Raw genomic sequence first — 20,169 nt, 5'->3', positions numbered from 1 at the left:
GGTGCGGAAACACGCTTTCGGCCCGCCTGCGGCGTCCGCTGGTTCCTCAGCAAACGAGTTCGAAGTGGATCTCCCGGGTGGTGATGTCCGAGGACACCAGCCGGACCCGTACCTTGGTGCCGGATTCCAATTCGCCGGCGCAGCGCGCGGTCACCGCGGGTTCTGCGATCTGGATGATCCCGGAGCTTCCGTTGCCGTTCTTCGCATTGCCATTGCCATTTCTCCCGTTGCTTCCACTGCCGTTCTGCGGCTTGGACCCGGAGATTACGATCGCGTCGAACTCCTGCCCGATGTGGTTCAGCAGCAGGGCCGCCTCCACGGTGTCCAGGGCCAGGCGTTCCATCCGGGACGCCAGCTGGTCCGATCCCGCCATGATGCCAGGCAGCAGCGGCAGGGCTTCGCGTGCCCAGCCGGGAACATCGCCGCCATTGCTCAGGGCCTCGCAGATGACCAGGACGAAGCGGTCCACCAAGCGGCGCAGCGGCGCGGTGGTGTGGGCATACGCCGCGCCGATGGCGGACTGGATCCCATCCTCGGGGACGGTTCCGTCAAAGGCGGTGTAGGAGGCTCCGCGGAACAGCATGCCTGCCGAATGCATGATGGCCAGCTGCCTCGGGTCGGTGGGATCCAGTGACCGCAGGTATTCGCCGTAGCTGACTTCGCCGTCCCACGGCCTGCCCAGCACCTCGGTCTGCAGCCGGAAATGCCTCAGGGACCGTTCATCCGGGGCCGGCATAGTTCGCAGGATGCCCACCTTGCCCTCCAGCATGAGCTCCGCCGCCGCCATCCCGGTCATCAACGAAATCTGCGCGTTCCAGTCCTCCACGGGAAGCTGCGGAACGGCGTCAATCCGGTAGCCGCCGTCGGGCAGTTGGACGATCTCCTGTTCGGGCATGTTGAGGCTGGCGCCTTCACGCGCCCGCTCCAGTGCCACCCGCTTCAGGCCCACCTCGCGGAGCAGATGGAGCACGGGGGAGGCCGTCCCGGCGTCGAGGTCTGCCTGGGCGCCCTTGTAGCTGAGCTTGTCACGGCTGCGGACCCGCGCCCGGCGGACGCCCACTGTCAGGACGGTTGCTTCGCCGTCGAGAGTGAAATCCCATACGAAGGCAGAACACTCCTGGCCGGGCAGCAGGCTCCCGGCCCCTTCGCTGATGACTTCCGGGTGCAGCGGGATCCGGCCGTCCGGTGCGTAGAACGTCTGTCCGCGCCGCCGCGTCTCGGCGTCCAGGGGACCTCCCGGCGCAACGAAGGCCGGAACATCGGCGATCGCGTACATCACGCGGTAGCCGTCCCCGTCCAATTCGATGAACACCGCCTGGTCCAGGTCCGTGGAGGACGCCGGGTCGATAGTGACAAACTCGACGGCGGTCAGGTCGTAGGACGGCAGTTGCAGCGCCGCCACGGCGGCCAGGGCGTCTTCCACGGCTTCGGCGGGATAGGGGCCGGGAAGTTCAAGTTCCGTCCGCAGCAGGCCCAGCGCCTCTTCCAAGGCATTCTTGTGGTCGTGAACGTTGGGAGCCAGCCGATGATGTGACACAAAATTCAGCGTAGCCCCAAGTTCCGCGATTAAGCAGGCTCAGGAGCCGGCGGCGTCCAGCGCGTCGAGGAGGGAGGCAGCAGCTGCGGCGGGATCAGGGGCTTCGGTGATGGTGCGGACCACCACGATCCTGCGCGCACCCGCCTCCGCCACCTGGTGGACGTTGCCGTGGTCGATGCCGCCAATGGCAAACCAGGGCACGGGATCGGCAGCCTGCCGGGACGCCCCGGCTGCGTACTTCACCAGTTCGGGACCGACGGCGGCCCTACCGGGTTTGGTGGGGGTGGCCCAGACCGGACCCACGCAGAAGTAGTCCAGCCCGGAGGGGCCGGCGGTTGCGGCCAGGGCGGCATCCACCTGTTCGGTGGTGTGGCTGGAAAGTCCGATGGCGGCGTTGCCGTTGACCAGAGTGCGTGCTGCCGCCAGCGGCAGGTCCTTCTGGCCAATGTGGAACACGGGGGCCCCGGAAAGCACGGCGATGTCGGCGCGGTCATTGACCGCCCACAGCTTGCCGTGACGGACCGCCACTTCCTTCAGCACCGCCAAGAGGTCCAGTTCCTCGGCGGCTTCGATGGTCTTGTCACGCAGCTGGATGATGTCCACGCCGCCGGCAAACGCCGCGTCCACGAACTCCGCAAAGTCGCCGCGGTCCCGCCGCGCATCGGTGCAGAGGTACAGGCGCGCCGCCTTGAGGGCCTCGCTGTCGCGGGCATTGACAACCTCGGCACTGGCAACTCCGCCGGCCGGAGCATGGGAACCTGCGGGAAAGGATGAGGTGGTCGCATTCATGCCTGCAAGCCTAGTTCCTCTAAACTGGGGAGGTACTGCGGGAGCCCGCGGCAGCTGTCACAAAGCGCCGGGCTGAGAGGGCGTCAGAGCCGACCGCTTGACCTGATCCGGTTAATGCCGGCGTAGGGAAGGAACCCAGATGCATACCCCCGGCACCGCTCAGCCCGCATCCGTTGACGCGTCCATCCCCTCCACCCTTCGTGCCGACGTCGCCGTCATTGGCGGGGGAGTGGTGGGACATGGCATCGCCTGGGAATTGCAGCGTTCCGGACGCTCCGTCGTCCTCATCGACGATGCGCCCGGCGCCGGCGCCAGCTGGGCCGCGGCCGGCATGCTGGCCCCGGTGAGCGAACTGCACTACCAGGAGGAGGACCTCCTGGAACTCATGCTGGAGGCATCGTCACGGTGGCCGGCGTTCGCTGCCGGTGTCACCGATGCATCGGGGGCGGATTCCGGATACCTCACGACGCCGACACTCGCCGTGGGTGCCGACGCCGCCGACCGCCGCGCGCTGATGGACCTGCGCACAGTCCAGCAGGCGAGCGGCCTGGCCGTGGAACCCCTGACCGTGCGGGAGGCCCGCAAACGCGAACCCCTCCTCAGCCCTGCCATCGCCTGTGCCCTCGACACCCTGGCGGACCACCAGGTGGATCCCCGCCGGTTGGTGGCGGCCCTGCGGCAGGCCCTGGCCCGCGCCGCCCAAGAGTTGCCTGGCCTGGTCGTGGCCGGTGCGGTGGACGGGTACGCCGTGCCGAAACGGGCAGCCGGGCTGATGTGGGAAGGTGGAACGGTCGCCGGCGTCCGGCTCGCCGGTGGCGGTGCCGTCCTGGCAACAGAAACCGTGGTGGCCAACGGCCTGCAGTCAGGCGCGCTCGCGGACCTGCCCCGTGGCCTCGAACTGCCGCTGCGGCCCGTCCACGGGGACATCCTCCGCCTTGCGGTTCCCCGGCACCTCCAGCCCCTGGTGACAGCAACGGTGCGGGGCCTGGTCCACGGAGTCCCGGTCTACATCGTCCCGCGGCAGGACGGGACCGTGGTGATTGGAGCCACCCAGCGCGAGGACGCCCTGTCCGATGCCGTCAGCGCCGGCGGCGTCTACCAGCTACTGCGCGATGCCCAGGCCCTGGTGCCCGCCGTCGCCGAACTCGAATTGCTGGAGTGCACCGCCCGTGCCCGCCCCGGAACCCCGGACAATGCACCGCTGCTGGGGCGGGTGCCGGTGGACCTGGCCTTAGGAAGCGAAGGATCCGGAGCGGATTCCGGTCACGTCCCGGGGCTCATCATCGCCACCGGGTTCTTCCGTCACGGCGTCCTCCTCACACCTGCGGCAGCAGCAATTTGCGCGGAACTGCTGGACGGAAAAGCCGACCCCCGCTGGGCACCCTTCAGCCCCGACCGGTTCTCCAGGCCGGCACCGGCGGCAAAAGACACCGATATCAAGGAGACAGCGTGAACATCACCCTCAACGGCAACCCGCACGCGGTGGCGAACGGCGCCTCCATCACCACGCTCGTCAGCCAGGTCACCGGACGCCCGCTGGCTGACAACGGGCAGGCGACGGACGGTGGGAAACTGGGCGTCGCCGTCGCCCATAACGCCCAGGTGGTGCCGCGCAGCCAATGGTTCGCCACGGTGCTCGCCGAGGGCGACGACATCGAACTCGTTACAGCAGTACAGGGAGGCTGACGCCATGACCGAAACCAGCACCATCAACCCCGCCGGGAACACAGGTGCCGCCGACGCCCTGGTGATTGACGGCGTCGCCCTCGGCTCCCGCCTCATCATGGGCACCGGCGGGGCGCCCAGCCTGGACGGCCTGGGCGCAGCGCTCCTGGCCTCCGGCACTGCCCTGACCACCGTGGCCATGCGTCGTTACTCAACCGCCGAAACCGGCTCGCTGTTCCAGCTGCTGGTGGACCACGGGATCCGGGTGCTGCCCAACACCGCCGGTTGCTTCACCGCCAGGGACGCGGTCCTCACGGCGGAACTGGCCCGCGAAGCCCTGGAAACCGACTGGGTGAAACTGGAGGTCATCGCCGACGAACAGACCCTCCTGCCCGACGCCGTGGAGCTCGTGGAGGCCACGGAGCAACTGGTCAACCGCGGCTTCAAGGTCTTCGCCTACACCAACGACGACCCCGTGCTTGCCCTGCGGCTCGAAAACCTCGGCGCCACCGCCGTGATGCCCCTGGGCGCCCCGATCGGGACCGGCCTGGGGATCCTGAACCCGCACAACATCGAGCTCATCGTTTCGCGCGCATCGGTTCCGGTGGTCCTGGACGCCGGTATCGGTACGGCGTCCGACGCCGCCCTTGCCATGGAGCTGGGCTGTGACGCCGTACTGCTGGCCACGGCCGTGACGCGCGCGCAGAACCCGGCCCTCATGGGCGAGGCATTCAAGCACGCTGTGATCGCGGGCAGGATGGCCAGGGCAGCGGGCCGGATTCCCCGCCGGGAGCACGCCCTTGCGTCGTCGGCTATGGAGGGCCGGGCGGAGTTCCTCTGACCGCCGCTTAATCTGATCAATCCTTAAATGGCTGTGGCCACTACCCCTGGGGGTAGTGGCCACAGCCATTTAAAGACGCATCAGCGGCGCAGGATGGCCGTCAGCCGCTCCATGTCGTGGCGGGTACGCGAACGGCCCAGGTAGACCACGGCCCCGGTTGCGGCCGCGATGCCCAGGACCATGGGCAGGACCCAGGGGAGCCAGGTCAGGCCGGGCAGGTAGCCGAAGCCGGCCGTCATGAGGATGATCCACGCCAGCGCAGCAACACCCACCGCAATTCCAGCCGGCAGCGCCGCGCCGTAGGTGGCATGGCGCTTGTCATTGGCCCAGACGATGAAGCCGCCCGCGGCGGTTGCCAGCACCACGATGGTCAACGAAAGCATGGGTCTCCCTCTTCGGCGCGGGTTAGAACTGGCCGAAGCCCACGCGGCGGACCTCTTCAGCGCCGATTTCAACGTACGCCAGGGCGTTGCCCGGAACGATGATCAGGCGTCCCTTGTCATCCTTGAGGCGCAGCTCATTGCCTTCGCTGATGGCCTCGCCGACAACCTTGGCCACCGTCTCGGCATCCTGGGTCGATTCCAGTACGATTTCGCGGCCAACGTTCTGAACGCCGATCTTAATTTCCAAGGGGGCCTCCCAGCCTGTGAAGTGCTCGTACTTCTCTACGAGGTGTTGTCTTATTTGTAGTCTAGGACTCTTTGGGGAAGCGAGAGATTCCGCGCCAAGCTAAACGGTAGATGAGGTCGCTCGCCACATCGAGGTCCAGGTTGCCGTCGGTTTCCAGCCAGTACCGGGCACTGACCTGCGCCATCCCCGCCAGGCCGCGGCCCAGCAGTTCCGCCTCGAGATGGGGGAGCTTGGTGTCCTCCGCGATGACCCGTGCAATGGCATCGGCGAAGGTCCGGTTGAAGGTTTCCAGCCGGGAGCTGACGTCGGGGTCGTTGATCAGGTCGGATTCGAAGACCAGCCGGTGGGCCTGGTCGTCGCTGGCAATGAAGTGGAAGTACGCCCGCATAACGGCTTGCACGCGTTCGTCGTTGTCCGTGGTGGAGTTCAGGGCACCGAGCATCAGTTCGGTCAGGGACGCCAGGTGGCTTTCCAGCAGGGCGAGGTACAGGTCGCGTTTGGAAGGAAAGTGCTGGTACAGCACCGGTTTGCTCACATGGGCGGTCTCAGCGATCTCGTCCATGGCAGCACCGTGGTAGCCGTTGGCAACGAACACTTCCTGGGCCGCAGCAAGGAGTTGGGCGCGGCGCTCATCCCGGGGCAGCCGGGCGGACCGTTGGCCTGCGGGGCGGGAGGGAGTTTGCGGTTCGGCGGCGGGCGGGCGGTCGGCCCGTGCTTCAGGGACCACAGTTGTCCTTCTTTCCATTGCAGTTACCCTTCACTTTACTGCGGGGTAATATGACCCGGCGGTATCCCGGGGCATACATTGAAGTATGGCTTCGTCTTTCACCGCAAATGTTTCAACCCTTTCCCTGGATCCGCTGGTGGAACCGGCTGCGGACCTGAGCCCAGACGAGGTGGAACGGTACTCCCGGCACCTGATCATTCCCGAGATCGGAGCCCTGGGGCAGCGGCGGCTTAAGAACGCCAAGGTCCTGGTGATCGGCGCCGGCGGCCTGGGCGCGCCGGCGCTGCTGTACCTGGCCGCGGCGGGTGTCGGCACCATAGGAATCATCGACGACGACGTGGTGGACCTGAGCAACCTGCAGCGACAGGTCATCCACGGGGTGGGCGACGTGGGACGGCCCAAAATCGAGTCGGCACGCGACGCCATCGCCGAACTGAATCCGCTGGTGGACGTCCGGCTGCACAACGTGCGCCTGGACTCGTCCAACGCTCTTGAGCTGTTCAGCGGATACGACCTCATCCTGGACGGTGCCGACAACTTCGCCACGCGCTACCTGGTCAATGACGCCGCGGCCATCCTGGGCAAGCCCTACGTGTGGGGTTCCATCTTCCGTTTCGACGGCCAGGTCAGCGTGTTCTGGGAGAAACACGGCCCCACCTACCGCGACCTCTACCCGGAGGCCCCGCCCGCAGGTTCCGTCCCCTCCTGTGGTGAGGGCGGCGTGTTCGGCATGCTTTGCGCCGCCGTGGGGTCGCTGATGGTGACCGAAGCGGTGAAGTTAATTACCGGCGTCGGACGTTCCCTGCTGGGCCGTGTGGCGCTCTTTGACGCTCTAGGCGGCAGCTGGCGCGAGATCCGCGTGTCCAAGGACCCTGCGGCGGAACCCATCACCGAACTGACGGACTACGAGGCCTTCTGCGGGATCACGCCGGCAGCGCCGGCCGATACCGAACACACCGTCACCGCCACCCAGCTCGCCACCATGCTCGCCTCGCGGAAAGCCGGGCTCAAGGATTTCGAGCTGGTGGACGTCCGGGAAGCAGGGGAGTACGACATCGTGCGGATCGATGGTGCCAGGCTCATCCCGCAGGGACGTATCCTGGCCGGCGAGGCATGGGACGAACTTCCGCAGGACCGGGACATCGTGTTCCACTGCAAGGCCGGGACCCGGTCCGCCAACGTGCTGGCGGCGGCGCGGCAGGCCGGTTATCAGCGGGTGAGCCACCTCGACGGCGGGATCCTGGCCTGGGTGCGGGACGTGGAACCCGAAAAGCCCGTCTACTAACAGTTGCTCTATCAGATATGGCTCCCAAACCGATGGTTTAGGAGCCATATCTGATAGAGCAAGGGGCTCAGGCGGTTTCGCGGCCCTTGTGGTCCACCGGGCACTCGGCCTCAGCCGGTGCGGGGGAGGCGGCGGGCTGTTCGACGGTGATGCCGTACAACGCTTCCAGCGCTGCCACATAGTCGTCCTGCTGGCCGTTGGCAGCGAGTTCGCGGGCACGGACCGTGGGCACGTGCAGCAACTGCTTGACCATGCGGCGGAGGGCGAACTCCACTTCCTCGGCGGCGGCCGTGCAGCCGTGCCGGGCGCGGACCTTTTCCATTTCCGCGTCCAGCACATTCATGGTGTGGCGCCGGAGGGCAACGATGGCCGAATCGACGGAGCGGGCTTCGCGTTCCTGCTCAAAGGCCTTGGCCGCACCTTTCACGATGCCGCTGGCCTGGGCGAGTGATTCTGCCTGTTCCTGCGGTGCCGCGAGCCGGACCGATTCGAGGGTGAGCAGCTCAACGCCCTCCAGCTCGCCAACGGCGGGGTCGAAGTCGTGCGTGAGGGCCAGGTCGATGGCGATCAGGGGCTGCGCGGAGCCGGCGCGGACCTGGGCCAGTTCATCAGCCTCGACGCGGGTATCCGAGCCGCTGCAGCCGATCATGACGTCGGCGGCGGCCACCGCAGGCCGCAGGGACTCAACGTCCAGGGCCACACCGCCCCGCGAGGCCACGAAGCCTTCGGCCCGGCCGGATGAGGAGAAGACGGAGATGTCCGTGCAGCCGCGTTCGCGCAGCAGTGCCATGGTGGCGCCGGCGTAGGCGCCCGTCCCGAAAAGCACAACCTTCTTGGTTGACCAGTCAGGGTTTTCGGAAAGATCCGTGGCCAGGTCCAGTGCCACGGAGACGATGGAAAGCCCACGGGAACCAAGGGCGGTCTGGGCGCCCACATCCTTGGCGGTCTTGGAGGCCGCCTGGAACAGCCGGACAAGGCCGGCGCTGGCGGTGCCATCGTGCTGGGCGTTGATCAGCGCCCGCCGCACCTGCCCGGCGATTTCGCGTTCACCCACGACGGCGGAGTCCAGTCCAGCGCTGACGGCGAACAGGTGCTGGGTCACCTCGGGTCCCGTCCGGGTGCTGAAGGAACGGGAGACGAGGGGTTCGGCCAGGCCGCTGGCCTCGCTGATGCGTGATACGAGGGCTGCCCGGGCCGCTTCGACGTCGTGTGGGTTGGGAGCCTCACCGTAGATTTCGTAACGGTTGCAGGTGGCAAGGACCACCGCCCCGGCCACGGCAGGGGATTCGGTCAGCGCGGATGCGGCAATCCCGGAGGAACCGTTGCTCAACTGAGCAACGGTTTCAAGATCGATGTCGGCGTGTGTAGCCACCAATGAGAAAAGAACCACAGCAGACCAATCATAGCTTTTTCGTTGCCCGGTAGAACAACCTCCGGAAAGGATAGTCGCCACACTTCGCGGTGATTCGCGCCACCTTACCGGAGCGGGCCCTGGCAGCGACAGGTTGTCGTTATCTTTTGCTGCTCTTTTTGGGCACAATCAAAAGCATGACTCCTAGCCCCGCCGTCTCAGCTGCCGGCGCCCTCGCCGCAGACCATCCACTGATGGACGGCCGCACCGCCGACTCCCCGCTGATCACGGCTTACCGCGGGGGCACGCCGTCCCGCCGTCCCGTGTGGTTCATGCGCCAGGCGGGCCGGTCGCTGCCGGAATACCTGAAGGTGCGCGAGGGCATTGCGATGCTGGACTCGTGCCTCCGTCCTGAGCTGGCCTCCGAGATCACCCTCCAGCCCGTCCGCCGACATGACGTGGACGCAGGCATCTTCTTCTCCGACATCGTGATCCCGCTGAAGCTGGCCGGTGTTGGAGTGGACATCGTGCCCGGGGTGGGGCCCGTCCTGGAAAGGCCCGTGCGCACCGCGGCCGACGTTGCCGCCCTGCCGCAGCTCACCTGGGAAGCCCTGGAGCCCATCCGCGAAGCCGTTCGGCTGACGGTGGCCGAACTGGGCAAGACCCCCCTCATCGGCTTCGCCGGCGCACCATTTACCCTTGCCGCCTACATGGTGGAGGGAAAGCCGTCCCGCGACCACCTTGGCCCCCGGACCATGATGCATGCGGACCCGGAGACCTGGGCCGCGTTGGCCAACTGGGCTGCCGACGCCTCCGGCATGTTCCTTCAGGCCCAGCTCGAGGCGGGTGCCTCGGCCGCCCAGCTCTTCGACTCCTGGGCAGGCTCGCTGGGACTGGCCGACTACACCAGATATGTTGCGCCGGCGTCGGCCCGTGCCCTGGACCATGTCCGCCACCTCGGCGCCCCGCTGATCCACTTTGGCACCGGCACCTCCGAACTTCTCGTTGCCATGCGCGACGTAGGCGTGGACGTGGTGGGCGTTGACTACCGGCTGCCGCTCGACGAAGCAAACCGCCGCCTGGGCGGAACGGTGCCGCTGCAGGGAAACATCGATCCCGCGCTGCTGTCAGCCCCCTGGGAAATCCTCGAAGCCCACGTCCGCGAGGTCATAGCCGCGGGATCGGCAGCGCCGGGCCACGTCCTGAACCTTGGCCACGGCGTACCGCCGGAAGCGGACCCTGACGTCCTGACCCGGGTCGTGAAACTCATCCACTCCATTTCATCGGAGTAAACCCGTGGGCAGCTCTCCGGCGGTGCCCGGCACAGCATTGGTGGTGGGCGGCGGGATCTCCGGGCTCCTGTCCGCCCGGGAACTTGCCGCCGCCGGCCACCAGGTGACCGTCCTTGAAGCGGGGACGGCGTGGGGCGGCTGCGTGGGCAGCCACGTGGTGGCCGGACTCACCCTTGACAGCGGCGCCGAGTCGTTCGCCACAAGGTCCGACGCCGTCGCCCGGCTCTGCGCCGAGCTCGGCCTGGGTGGAAAGATCGTTCCTCCGCGGCCCGGCGGTGCCTGGGTGCAGCTTCCGGACGGGCCCCGTGAACTGCCCCGGACCGGAGTCCTGGGCATTCCGGCGAACCCCTGGGATCCTGAGGTGCGGCGCACCCTGGGGACACTTGGCTCGTTGCGCGCCTCCCTGGACCGCCTGCTGCCTGCCTCCGTAGGAGCCGGCGCGGGTGTTACCAGCGTGGCCGCCCTGGTCCGGGCCCGGATGGGGTCGCGGGTGCTGGAGCGGCTCGTCTCGCCGGTGGTGGGCGGCGTCCACTCAGCCGACCCCGGCCTCCTCGACGTCGACATGGTGGCTCCGGGCCTGCGTGCAGGCCTGCGGAAGCATGGTTCCCTCGCTGCCGCGGTGCTGGCGCAGCGCCGCCGCGCCGGCACTGCGGCCGCCCAGCAGGCTCAACAAGGACAACCGGCGCAGCAAGCCCAGACCGGTAAACCGGCCAAGGCAGGCTCCGCCGTCGCCGGGCTCGAAGGCGGCATGCGCATCCTGGTGGACGCCCTGGTGGCGGAGCTCCAGCGCCTGGGCGTTACGCTGCTGCCGGGCACTGCCGTCACGGCTGTCGCCCGCACCCAGGACGGCTGGCGCGTTGAAGCGGCCGCGGCTTCCCATAGCGCCGCCCTGCTGGTCGTGGCTGTGGACGGGCCTGCCGCCGTCGAACTCCTGGAAGATGCAGTTCCTGCCATCGCAGGAAAGAAGCCGGCCTCCGGGCCGGACGTCAAGCTGGTCACACTGGTCCTGGACAAACCTGACCTGGACGCGAGGCCCCGGGGAACCGGAATCCTGGTGGCCCCGCAAACGCCGGGAATCCAAGCCAAGGCCCTGACGCATGCCACTGGCAAATGGGACTGGCTGGCTGCCGCCGCCGGTCCCGGGAGGCACGTGGTGCGTCTCTCCTACGGCAGGGTGGACGGCGCTTCCGCCCAGCCTGCCGGGCCGGAAGCCGATGAAGAGCTGTTCGCGTCCGCCGTCCGTGACGCGTCCGCACTGCTCAGCGTCCGCATCACGGGGGAGGACGTGGAGGGCTGGGATGTGGTCCGGTGGCGGGGCGCCTTGCCGTTCGCGGCGGTGGGCCACCGCGAACGGGCAACGGAAATCCGCAGGGCCTGCGCCGCCGCCGGCGGCCTGGCCGTAGTGGGCGGCTGGGTGGCCGGGAACGGGTTGGCCGCTGTGGTGGCCGACACACGTGAGCAAATCGGCCAACTGACCGCCACCTGAGCATCGCTGCTGGTCAAGCGGCCGGGTCTGGTTTTCGGAGCCCATCCAGGACACGCCCCGCCGGTCTTTCCGGTTTTCAATCGGCCAACCGTTCTGGTTAGGGTCGATGACTATGGTTTCAAACAGGTCCGAGCTTTCACTGTCCCGGACCGGTATCCATGGGGGAATCCGACGTGGTACCGCAGCAGCGGCCGTCGGAGCGGTACTGGTTCTTTCCACCGGCGTCCAGGCAGCCTTGGCTGACGATGCAGTTGCCCCTCCCCAGGACCCGCCGGTGCAGGCTTCCGCGGCAGCATCTGCTGCGGCGTTCGGACTTACCATCGCTTCGGGCCAAGGCACCCCCGGCCAGCAGGAAGCCAAGCGGGGCGATGAAAACGGTGCACCCGGGCAGCAGGGTGACACCCCTGCCGGCACCCCTGCAACCCGGGCCCCGCGGACGCCGTCTCCGTCCATCTCCTTGCCGGGTACCTTGCTTCCGGTGATCACAGGTTCCGCGTCTGCAAGCACCACGCCCTCCCCGTCGCCGACCACCTCCGGAACGCCCCTGGCACCCGGCCCGCAGACCACAGCCCCCGCGGCTCCAACGGGCACCGGATCCGCCCTGGCCACCGTCCGGCCGGGATCCCCCTCCGCACCCGGCGGAGCCCCCGCTGCCGGCACCTCGAATGCGGCAGGCGCTCCTGAACAGGCCCCAGTGGCTGTTCCTCCGGCCGACGCACCGGGAACAGGAGCAGTTCCGGGCGGGGACCTTGCTTCCGGTGCAGCGTCCTCCGTGTCGGGTGCCGGAGCGCGTGGACCTGCGGGCCCAGGCATCCTTGGGGCCGACGGCAATGCTGCGGGCCAGCAAGGGGCCATCCGCGAAGGAACAAACGGGGCAGGGAGCAGCGAAGCGGAGGCAACGCCAGCGCCGGCCCTGCCGATCGCCCTGCCGACCGCCCTGTCGATCAATGCCCGGCAGTCCCTGCCCACCCGCGCGCCCCAGGCTGCGGGTGCACCTGCAGGTCCAGGCCAGGCAGTTTCATCCACCGGACCGCTGCCGGACGTGCCGGACGCCATGATCTGGCTTGGGGCGGGCCTGGTCGGTGTGGGAGCCGCGGCAGGCTTGGTGTTCCTGCGCATGCGCCGCCTCTAGGACCCCTCCCCAAGACGGTTCGCTGCAGTGCTAAACGTGACTTTGGTCACTTCTACGAGTTGTAGAACTCTTCGGTTTCGTCTTGGAGGGAGGGAAGGGGCAAACTTGTAACCATGAGCCACACTTCTGCCGAATCTGTCACTAAAACCGAAGAATCAGCCGAGCAGTTCTTTACCCTTTGGACGGTCTTCAAGCGGTCGGAGTCCGTGGTCCGCAGCGCCGATGCCGCCGCAGACTTCGAAGCGCTGCTGGAGCGGCTCGCCGCTGCCGGCGTAACGCACCGGGGCAGCTACGACGTCTCGGCCATGCGCGCCGACGCCGACGTCATGGTGTGGCTCCACGGCTCCAAGCCGGAAGCGCTGCAGCAGGCCATCCGCGACATACGACGCAGCACCCTGTTTGCCGGCACCGAGATTGTCTGGTCCGCCATGGGTGTCCACCGCGAGGCCGAGTTCGCCAAGAACCACACCCCCGCCTACTCCCGCGGAGTCGCTCCGGCTGAATGGCTCTGCGTCTACCCGTTCGTCCGCTCTTACGAGTGGTACATCCTTCCCGAGGCCGAGCGCGGCAAGATGCTCCGCGACCACGGCCTGCTGGGCCGCGACTTCCCGCAGGTCATCTCCAACACTGTCTCCTCCTTCGCGCTGGGCGACTGGGAATGGATCCTCGGCCTGGAAGCACCGGAACTGGTGGACCTGGTGGACCTGATGCGCCACCTGCGGGCCACGGAGGCACGCAACCACGTGCGCGAAGAGATTCCCTTCTACACGGGACGCCGTATCTCTGCCGACGAGGTTGCCGAGGTGCTGGCATGAGCCCCGAGCAGCAGGCCACTGCCGTCAACCCCGTGACCGAGGCCGGACGCATGGCGCCGAAGAATTACGACGCCGTCCTGCTCGCCTCCTTTGGCGGTCCTGAAGGGCAGGAGGATGTCATTCCGTTCCTCCGCAATGTCACCCGCGGCCGCGGCATCCCGGACGAGCGGCTTGAGGAAGTCTCGCACCACTACCGCGCCAATGGCGGCGTCAGCCCTATCAACCAGCAGAACCGCGAGCTCAAGGCGGCGCTGGAAGCCGAACTGGCTGCCCGCGGCATCGAGCTCCCCGTGCTGTGGGGAAACCGCAACTGGGCGCCCTACATCCCGGAGACCCTGCAGGAAGCGTACGACGCCGGCCACCGCCGGGTGCTGATGCTCACCACCAGTGCCTACTCCTGTTACTCCAGCTGCCGCCAGTACCGCGAGGACATTGGCATGGCGCTGACGGAGACCGGCCTGGACGGCAAGCTGGAGGTAGACAAGGTCCGGCAGTACTTCGACCACCCCGGCTTCGTGGAGCCGTTCGTGGAAGGAACCGCCGCCGGCGTGGCCGACGTCCGCGCCAAGCTCGCAGAAGCGGGTACGCCGGATGCACCGATCCATGTCCTGTTCGCCACCCACTCCATTCCCACCCGGGACGCCGAAGCTGCAGGCCGTTCCGAGGGGGAGCCGCGCGTGTTCGAGGAAGGCTCCGCCTACGTGGCCCAGCACCTCGCCAACGCCGGCGCCGTCATCGAGCGCGTCAAGGATGAATCCGGGCTGACCGCACCGTGGTCCCTGGTGTACCAGTCCCGTTCCGGTGCCCCGCACGTGCCGTGGCTCGAACCGGACATCAACGACGCCATCGAGGAGCTGGCAGGCCAGGGCGTCAAGGGCATTGTCATCGTTCCCCTCGGCTTCGTCAGCGACCACATGGAAGTTGTCTGGGACCTGGACACCGAGGCGATGGAAACCTGCGCCAACCTGGGCCTGGCCGCCACCCGTGTCCCCACGCCGGGGACACACCGGAAGTTCGTCGACGGCCTGGTGGACCTCATCCGTGAACGGACGGTGGCCAACAACATCGCCGACCGTCCCGCTGTCACGGATCTTGGCCCCTGGTACGACGTCTGCCGGCCGGGATGCTGCGCCAACTTCCGCGGCGAAAAGCCCACCATCGCAGGCGCCGACACCACTGTTGGCACCGGCCACGATCCGTACCCGTCGGCCGCTGCCGGGGAAACGGCCCAGCTGTGACGGTCCGCATTGGAACCCGCGCCAGCAAGCTGGCGCTCACCCAGACCCAGCAGACCGCAGACCAGCTGGCCGCCGTCGGAGGTTTCCCGGTGGAACTGGTGCACGTCCGCACCGATGGCGACGTCCTCACCGGGTCGCTGTCCCAGATGGGCGGGACAGGCGTCTTTGTCGCTGCCCTGCGCGACGCGCTGCTGCGCAATGAGTGTGACGTGGCGGTTCATTCGCTAAAGGACCTGCCCACCGGGGCCGCAGTGGGCTTGAGCCTTGCCGCCACCCCGCGCCGCGTGGACGTCCGCGACGTCCTGTGCGCCCGCGACGGACTCAAGCTGGCAGACCTGCCGGCCGGTGCCCGTGTGGGGACCGGGTCGCCGCGGCGTGCAGCCCAGTTGCGTGCCGCCCGTCACGACCTGGACATTGTCGATATCCGCGGCAACGTGGACACCCGCCTGGGCCGTGTTCCCGGATTGCCCGGCAACTCCACGGACCAGGTGGTGCCCGGCAAGTCCTGCGACCTCGATGCCGTAGTCCTCGCCGCGGCCGGCCTGCAGCGGATCGGCAGGCTGGACGCCGTCACCGAGTACCTCGAAACCGACGTCATGCTGCCCGCGGCCGGCCAGGGATCCCTCGCCATCGAGTGCCGTACGGCCGACGCGCCGCCGAAGCCCGGATCGGCCGAAGGGTCCCAAGCAGTCCTGGCCCAGGCCCTGGCCGCGCTGGACGACCCCGACACCCGCCTGGCCGTCACCGCCGAACGCGCGCTGCTGGCCCGGCTCGAAGCAGGATGTGCCGCTCCGGTTGGCGCCTACGCCTACCGGAAGGGCAGCATGCTGCACCTGGAGGCCGTAGTGTGCGCCGTCGACGGAACAGACACGGTGCGGGACAAGCGCGCTAGCGACGGGCTGACCGAGGTCGGTGCCACCCTGTTGGGAATCGAACTGGCTGAAGCCCTCCTGTCTGCCGGAGCAGCCGACATCGCAGACCTGCAGGCGTCCTGACCTGGCAATGACGCAGCCTTCCAGCAGATCCGGGCAGGACGAGCCGAACGGCAACGCGCCGCTCGGCGGGGTCCGGGTCCTGGTCACGCGCAGCCCGGAACGCTCCGCAACACTGGTGGCGGCCCTGCGGGACGCCGGTGCCACGCCGGTGCTGCTCCCGCTCATCGATTTCGAACGGGCCCGGGACCAGCATGCCATGGACGTCGCCTGCGACGCCCTGGCGGCAGGCGCCTTCGACTGGCTGGTGGTCAGCAGTGCCACCACCGTCCACGTCCTGATGGAAAAGGCAGCCGAGCGTGGGCTGCGGCTGGACCAGCTGGTTCCTGCCGGCACCCGGGTCGCCGCCATCGGTCCCGCCACGCGCAGGCTTCTGGACTCGGCCGGAGTTCAGGTAACCCTCACGCCGGACGCCGAGCAGTCTGCTGCCGGCCTGCTCGCTGTGTGGCCCGGCGGCGGTACAGTGTTCCTGCCCCAGGCGGACATTGCCGCACCCACCCTGGCGGAAGGCCTGGCAGCGGCGGGCAGTGCCGTTGAGGCGGTAACCGCCTATCGCACCGTTGACTACCCGGCGGCAGCGGAGCGAAGGCTCGGCGTGCAGCCGGAGGATGGCGACGCCGGCCCGCAAGCGCCGTCGTACTACCTCCTGACGCCTGAAGCCGCCGCGGCAGAGATCGCGGCCGGAAAGATCGCCGCCGTGATCGCAGCCTCCCCGAGCGCCGTCCGGCGGATCGCTGGGCTGGGGCCGCTGGCGGCTTGCAGGCTGGTCGCCATAGGACGCTCGACGGCGGACCAGGCCGCCGCCCTGGGCCTGGACGTGGCGGCAGTGGCGACTGAGCCGACGCCGGACGGGCTGGTGGCGGCCGTGGCCAAAGCACTCAACCCGCCCTGACCGGGACCGGCACGTTACCTCCAAAAAGGCTTCACAACCAATGCGAAGGACAGGATCCATGACTTTCCCCAACCAACGCCCCCGCCGCCTGCGCACTACCCCCGCCATGCGCCGGCTGACCGCCGAAACCCGCCTTGCACCGGCCGAACTCATCCTTCCGGCCTTCATTCGGGAAGGCCTCACCGAACCCAACCCCATCACGTCGATGCCCGGCGTGGTCCAGCACACAACCGACACCCTGAAGCGCGCCGCAGCGGAAGCCGTTGAGCTCGGCCTCGGCGGCATCATGCTCTTCGGTATCCCGGAAACCCGCGACCCGGAAGGCTCGGCTGCGCTGGACCCGGACGGAGTGCTGAACAAGGCCATCCGGGACGTCCGTGCCGAGGTGGGCGACGACCTGGTGATCATGAGCGACGTGTGCCTGGACGAATTCACCGACCACGGCCACTGCGGAGTGCTCGACGCCGACGGGTACGTCGACAATGACCGCACCGTGGAGATTTACGCCCGGATGGCCGTTGCACAAGCGGAGGCCGGGGCGCACATGCTTGGCCCTTCGGGCATGATGGACGGCCAGATCGCCGCGATCCGCTCGGCCCTGGACGAGGCCGGCCACGTCAACACCTCCCTCATCGCCTACGCCGCGAAGTACGCCTCGGCGTTTTACGGTCCCTTCCGCGAAGCCGTGGACTCCCAGCTCAAGGGCGACCGGCGGACCTACCAGATGGACGCCGGCAACCGCACCGAAGCCCTGCGCGAGGTCGAACTCGACCTCGCTGAAGGTGCGGACATCATCATGGTCAAGCCGGCCATGAGCTACCTGGACATCGTGGCGGATGTGGCCGCGATGAGCCCCGTGCCCGTGTCCGCGTACCAGATCTCCGGTGAGTACGCGATGATCGAAGCCGCCGCCGCCAACGGCTGGATCGACCGCCGGGCCGCCATCACCGAATCAGTGCTGGGCATCCGGCGTGCGGGAGCCCACACGGTCCTCACCTACTGGGCCGCCGAACTTGCCGGCTGGCTCAAGGAATCCCGGTGACGGACGCGCCTGCTGCTGTACGCACCGCACCGGGACCCACCGCGCCGGTGGGGGAGGAGCGGATCCTCCTGGGCCTGAACACCTTTGGCGACGTTGGCGAAAATCCCGACGGCAGTCCTCAAAGGCACGCTGAGGTCCTGCGCCAGCTGCTGGAGCAGGCGGAACTGGCCGACGCCGTCGGGCTTCATGCATTTGGCGTGGGGGAGCACCACCGCAAGGACTACGCTGTGTCCGCGCCGGAGGTCTTCCTGGCTGCCGCTGCGGCGCGGACGTCCCGAATCCGGCTGGGCTCCGCCGTAACGGTCCTGAGTTCCGACGAGCCCATCCGGGTTTTCCAACGGTTCGCCACGGTGGACGCCATCTCCAACGGCCGCGCCGAAGTGATGCTGGGCCGCGGATCGTTCGTGGAGTCCTTTCCGCTGTTCGGGCTGGACCTGGCGGACTACGAGGTCCTGTTCGAGGAGAAACTCGAGCTGTTCGACAAAGTGCGGGCGCAAAAGCCCGTGCACTGGGAAGGCCGCACCCGGCCCGCACTGGCCGGCCTGAGCGTCTACCCGCCGCTGGAGCACCACCTGCTCCCAACGTGGATCGGGGTGGGCGGAACGCCCGAATCCGTGCTCCGCTGTGCCCAGTACGGCTACCCGATCATCTTCGCCATCATTGGCGGCCAGCCGCGGGCCTTCAAGCCCCTGGCGGATCTCTACCGCGAGGCGATGGCCAAGTACGGGCACCCGATGCAGCAGATTGCCACCCACTCGCCGGGGCATGTGGCCGAAACCGACGAACAGGCCCGGGAAGAGCTGTTCCCGCACTGGCTGAAGCTGCGCAACAAGCTGGGAGCCGAGCGCGGTTGGGGGCCGGCGGGGCGGGGCGAGTTTGACGCCCTCTGCTCCACGGAAGGTGCCCTCTACGTTGGATCGCCGGAAACGGTGGCCCAAAAGATCGTCCGGCTCAAACGGAACCTTGGCGTGGACCGCTTCGACCTCAAGTACAGCAATGGGCCGCTCCCGCACGCAGCCATGATGCGCTCCATTGAACTGATGGGTACGGCGGTGGCGCCGCGCGTGGCGGAGCTGCTCGCCGGCTAACTGTGCCTTCCGGCTAACTGAGAGAATAGGAACCATGACTTCCAGCAATCCTCGCAATGAGGCACTCTTCGACCGCGCCCGCCAGTTGATGCCGGGCGGCGTCAACTCCCCGGTCCGGGCTTTCGGTTCCGTCGGCGGTACGCCGCGCTTCATGGTCTCCGCCAAAGGCCCGTACCTGACGGACGCGGACGGCAAGGAATACGTGGACCTCGTCTGCTCGTGGGGCCCGGCGCTCCTGGGCCACGCCCACCCTGCCGTCCTGGATGCAGTGCACGCCGCCGTCGACCGCGGCCTGTCCTTCGGTGCTTCCACCCCTGACGAGGCCAACCTCGCGGAAATCGTCAAGGAACGCGTCCCCGCCGTCGAACGCCTCCGCATGGTGTCCACCGGCACCGAGGCCACCATGACCGCCGTCCGTCTGGCCCGCGGGTTCACCGGCCGCAACCTCATCATCAAGTTTGCCGGCTGCTACCACGGCCACCTGGACGGCCTCCTGGCCGCCGCGGGCTCCGGCGTGGCCACCCTGGCTCTTCCCGGCTCCGCGGGCGTCACCGAGGCCACCGCGGCCGAGACCCTGGTGCTGCCCTACAACGACCTCACGGCGGTCAAGGAAGCCTTCGCCGCCCACGGGCAGAACATCGCAGCCGTCATCACCGAAGCCGCACCTGCCAACATGGGTGTCGTCACCCCAGCCGAGGGGTTCAACGCCGGGCTCTCCCGGATCACCCGCGAGCACGGCGCACTCCTCATCGTCGATGAGGTCCTCACCGGCTTCCGCACCGGCTACTCCGGCTACTGGGGCCTCACCGGCGGGGCGCCCGACGCCGAGGACCCCTGGACGCCCGACCTGCTGACCTTCGGCAAGGTCATCGGCGGTGGAATGCCGACGGCGGCACTCGGCGGCCGTGCCGACGTCATGGACTACCTGGCCCCCACGGGCCCGGTGTACCAGGCAGGAACCCTGTCCGGAAACCCGGTAGCCATGGCGGCCGGCGTTGCCACCCTGACCAACGCCACCCGGGACGTCTACTCCTTCATCGACGTCCGGTCGCTGGAGCTTTCCTCGGCGCTGTCCAACGCGCTGGATGCCGCGGGTGTGGACCACTCCATCCAGTTTGCCGGGAACCTCTTCTCGGTGGCCTTCGGGACCTCGGCCCACGGCGTGCACAACTACGCCGACGCGCAGGCGCAGGAAGCGTTCCGCTATGCGCCGTTCTTCCACTCCATGCTGGAATCAGGGGTCTACCTGCCGCCGTCGGTCTTCGAAGCCTGGTTCCTGTCGGCCGCCCACGACGACGACGCCATGAACCGCATCTACGACGCCCTGCCCGCGGCAGCGAAGGCAGCAGCCGCCGCACGGGGCTGAG

Annotated in this window: 20 protein-coding genes and 1 riboswitch; of the genes, 14 read left to right on the top strand and 6 right to left on the bottom strand. The window is 68.1% G+C overall.

The window, feature by feature from the left end; translation table 11 throughout:
* Positions 1–46: 46 nt before the first annotated feature.
* Together ACFO0G_RS01820 and thiE are read right to left on the bottom strand one after the other, a co-directional pair.
* The gene (locus ACFO0G_RS01820) at positions 47–1,537 is read right to left on the bottom strand and encodes an RNB domain-containing ribonuclease (protein WP_376976251.1); all 1,491 of its coding nucleotides are present in this window, start codon (positions 1,535–1,537) and stop codon (positions 47–49) included.
* A 39-nt stretch (positions 1,538–1,576) separates the two neighbouring features.
* Complete coding sequence (gene thiE / locus ACFO0G_RS01815; RefSeq protein ID WP_376976249.1) at positions 1,577–2,326, bottom strand: thiamine phosphate synthase; 750 nt, start codon at positions 2,324–2,326, stop codon at positions 1,577–1,579.
* Between the two features lie 27 nt (positions 2,327–2,353).
* Positions 2,354–2,472: riboswitch (TPP riboswitch) on the top strand.
* Here thiE and thiO point away from each other — a divergent pair.
* The 3 genes from thiO (at position 2,466) to ACFO0G_RS01800 (ending at position 4,832) form a co-directional block, all read left to right on the top strand.
* Entirely contained in the window at positions 2,466–3,779 is a 1,314-nt protein-coding gene (gene thiO / locus ACFO0G_RS01810; RefSeq protein WP_376976247.1) for a glycine oxidase ThiO, read from the top strand. (Overlaps the previous riboswitch by 7 nt.)
* On the top strand, positions 3,776–4,012 hold the full coding sequence (gene thiS / locus ACFO0G_RS01805; protein WP_376976245.1) for a sulfur carrier protein ThiS: 237 nt from the start codon (positions 3,776–3,778) through the stop codon (positions 4,010–4,012). The genes thiO and thiS overlap by 4 nt, the downstream gene beginning before the upstream one ends.
* 4 nt (positions 4,013–4,016) lie before the next feature.
* Positions 4,017–4,832: a thiazole synthase gene (locus ACFO0G_RS01800; protein ID WP_376976243.1), complete on the top strand. Its 816-nt coding sequence runs from the start codon at positions 4,017–4,019 to the stop codon at positions 4,830–4,832.
* Between the two features lie 80 nt (positions 4,833–4,912).
* Here ACFO0G_RS01800 and ACFO0G_RS01795 read toward each other — a convergent pair whose 3' ends face one another.
* From ACFO0G_RS01795 to ACFO0G_RS01785, 3 genes are all read right to left on the bottom strand, one after another.
* Entirely contained in the window at positions 4,913–5,215 is a 303-nt protein-coding gene (locus tag ACFO0G_RS01795; RefSeq protein WP_286397983.1) for a hypothetical protein, read from the bottom strand.
* Positions 5,216–5,237: 22 nt separating this feature from the next.
* Positions 5,238–5,462 carry a DUF3107 domain-containing protein gene (locus tag ACFO0G_RS01790; protein WP_142133232.1) on the bottom strand — a complete coding sequence of 75 codons (225 nt, stop codon included), beginning with the start codon at positions 5,460–5,462 and terminating at the stop codon, positions 5,238–5,240.
* Between the two features lie 61 nt (positions 5,463–5,523).
* Positions 5,524–6,189 carry a TetR/AcrR family transcriptional regulator gene (locus tag ACFO0G_RS01785; RefSeq protein ID WP_236798967.1) on the bottom strand — a complete coding sequence of 222 codons (666 nt, stop codon included), beginning with the start codon at positions 6,187–6,189 and terminating at the stop codon, positions 5,524–5,526.
* 85 nt (positions 6,190–6,274) lie between these two features.
* Between ACFO0G_RS01785 and moeB the strand changes: the two genes are divergently transcribed.
* Entirely contained in the window at positions 6,275–7,474 is a 1,200-nt protein-coding gene (gene moeB, locus ACFO0G_RS01780) for a molybdopterin-synthase adenylyltransferase MoeB (protein WP_286397982.1), read from the top strand.
* A 67-nt stretch (positions 7,475–7,541) separates the two neighbouring features.
* On the opposite strand, the gene ACFO0G_RS01775 is transcribed toward moeB, so the two are convergent.
* Entirely contained in the window at positions 7,542–8,864 is a 1,323-nt protein-coding gene (locus ACFO0G_RS01775; protein WP_376976240.1) for a glutamyl-tRNA reductase, read from the bottom strand.
* A gap of 158 nt (positions 8,865–9,022) precedes the next feature.
* Between ACFO0G_RS01775 and hemE the strand changes: the two genes are divergently transcribed.
* From hemE to hemL, 10 genes are all read left to right on the top strand, one after another.
* A complete protein-coding gene (gene hemE, locus ACFO0G_RS01770; protein WP_376976238.1) occupies positions 9,023–10,117 on the top strand; it encodes a uroporphyrinogen decarboxylase in 1,095 nt (364 codons plus the stop codon).
* A gap of 4 nt (positions 10,118–10,121) precedes the next feature.
* Positions 10,122–11,603: a protoporphyrinogen oxidase gene (gene hemG, locus ACFO0G_RS01765; protein WP_376976236.1), complete on the top strand. Its 1,482-nt coding sequence runs from the start codon at positions 10,122–10,124 to the stop codon at positions 11,601–11,603.
* Positions 11,604–11,709: 106 nt separating this feature from the next.
* Positions 11,710–12,735, top strand: coding sequence for a hypothetical protein (locus ACFO0G_RS01760; protein ID WP_376976234.1), 1,026 nt, complete (start codon positions 11,710–11,712; stop codon positions 12,733–12,735).
* A gap of 113 nt (positions 12,736–12,848) precedes the next feature.
* A complete protein-coding gene (hemQ, locus tag ACFO0G_RS01755; protein ID WP_286397977.1) occupies positions 12,849–13,550 on the top strand; it encodes a hydrogen peroxide-dependent heme synthase in 702 nt (233 codons plus the stop codon).
* On the top strand, positions 13,547–14,788 hold the full coding sequence (locus ACFO0G_RS01750; RefSeq protein WP_376976232.1) for a ferrochelatase: 1,242 nt from the start codon (positions 13,547–13,549) through the stop codon (positions 14,786–14,788). Before hemQ ends, ACFO0G_RS01750 begins: the two co-directional genes overlap by 4 nt.
* Positions 14,785–15,783 (top strand): hydroxymethylbilane synthase, encoded by a 999-nt coding sequence (gene hemC / locus ACFO0G_RS01745; protein WP_286397975.1) that lies wholly within the window; start codon positions 14,785–14,787, stop codon positions 15,781–15,783. The genes ACFO0G_RS01750 and hemC overlap by 4 nt, the downstream gene beginning before the upstream one ends.
* Before the next feature lie 7 nt (positions 15,784–15,790).
* Positions 15,791–16,672: a uroporphyrinogen-III synthase gene (locus ACFO0G_RS01740; RefSeq protein ID WP_376976230.1), complete on the top strand. Its 882-nt coding sequence runs from the start codon at positions 15,791–15,793 to the stop codon at positions 16,670–16,672.
* A gap of 58 nt (positions 16,673–16,730) precedes the next feature.
* Positions 16,731–17,714, top strand: coding sequence for a porphobilinogen synthase (gene hemB, locus ACFO0G_RS01735; RefSeq protein ID WP_236798958.1), 984 nt, complete (start codon positions 16,731–16,733; stop codon positions 17,712–17,714).
* Entirely contained in the window at positions 17,711–18,802 is a 1,092-nt protein-coding gene (locus ACFO0G_RS01730; RefSeq protein WP_376976227.1) for an LLM class flavin-dependent oxidoreductase, read from the top strand. The genes hemB and ACFO0G_RS01730 overlap by 4 nt, the downstream gene beginning before the upstream one ends.
* Positions 18,803–18,836: 34 nt before the next feature.
* Complete coding sequence (gene hemL / locus ACFO0G_RS01725) at positions 18,837–20,168, top strand: glutamate-1-semialdehyde 2,1-aminomutase (RefSeq protein WP_286397972.1); 1,332 nt, start codon at positions 18,837–18,839, stop codon at positions 20,166–20,168.
* Position 20,169 lies beyond the last annotated feature (1 nt).

The sequence above is a fragment of the Arthrobacter sedimenti genome (assembly GCF_042652025.1).
Classification (GTDB): Bacteria; Actinomycetota; Actinomycetes; order Actinomycetales; family Micrococcaceae; genus Arthrobacter; species Arthrobacter sedimenti.
The sequence above is the reverse complement of the archived record's forward strand: the minus strand, read 5'-3'. Positions and strand labels throughout refer to the sequence as shown.

Coding starts and splice junctions, on each gene's coding strand:
- thiE (WP_376976249.1), bottom strand. CDS start 2,326: ATGAATGCGACCACCTCATCCTTTCCCGCAGGTTCCCATGCTCCGGCC.
- thiO (WP_376976247.1), top strand. CDS start 2,466: ATGCATACCCCCGGCACCGCTCAGCCCGCATCCGTTGACGCGTCCATC.
- ACFO0G_RS01800 (WP_376976243.1), top strand. CDS start 4,017: ATGACCGAAACCAGCACCATCAACCCCGCCGGGAACACAGGTGCCGCC.
- ACFO0G_RS01795 (WP_286397983.1), bottom strand. CDS start 5,215: ATGCTTTCGTTGACCATCGTGGTGCTGGCAACCGCCGCGGGCGGCTTC.
- moeB (WP_286397982.1), top strand. CDS start 6,275: ATGGCTTCGTCTTTCACCGCAAATGTTTCAACCCTTTCCCTGGATCCG.
- hemE (WP_376976238.1), top strand. CDS start 9,023: ATGACTCCTAGCCCCGCCGTCTCAGCTGCCGGCGCCCTCGCCGCAGAC.
- ACFO0G_RS01760 (WP_376976234.1), top strand. CDS start 11,710: ATGACTATGGTTTCAAACAGGTCCGAGCTTTCACTGTCCCGGACCGGT.
- hemQ (WP_286397977.1), top strand. CDS start 12,849: ATGAGCCACACTTCTGCCGAATCTGTCACTAAAACCGAAGAATCAGCC.
- ACFO0G_RS01750 (WP_376976232.1), top strand. CDS start 13,547: ATGAGCCCCGAGCAGCAGGCCACTGCCGTCAACCCCGTGACCGAGGCC.
- ACFO0G_RS01740 (WP_376976230.1), top strand. CDS start 15,791: ATGACGCAGCCTTCCAGCAGATCCGGGCAGGACGAGCCGAACGGCAAC.
- hemB (WP_236798958.1), top strand. CDS start 16,731: ATGACTTTCCCCAACCAACGCCCCCGCCGCCTGCGCACTACCCCCGCC.
- hemL (WP_286397972.1), top strand. CDS start 18,837: ATGACTTCCAGCAATCCTCGCAATGAGGCACTCTTCGACCGCGCCCGC.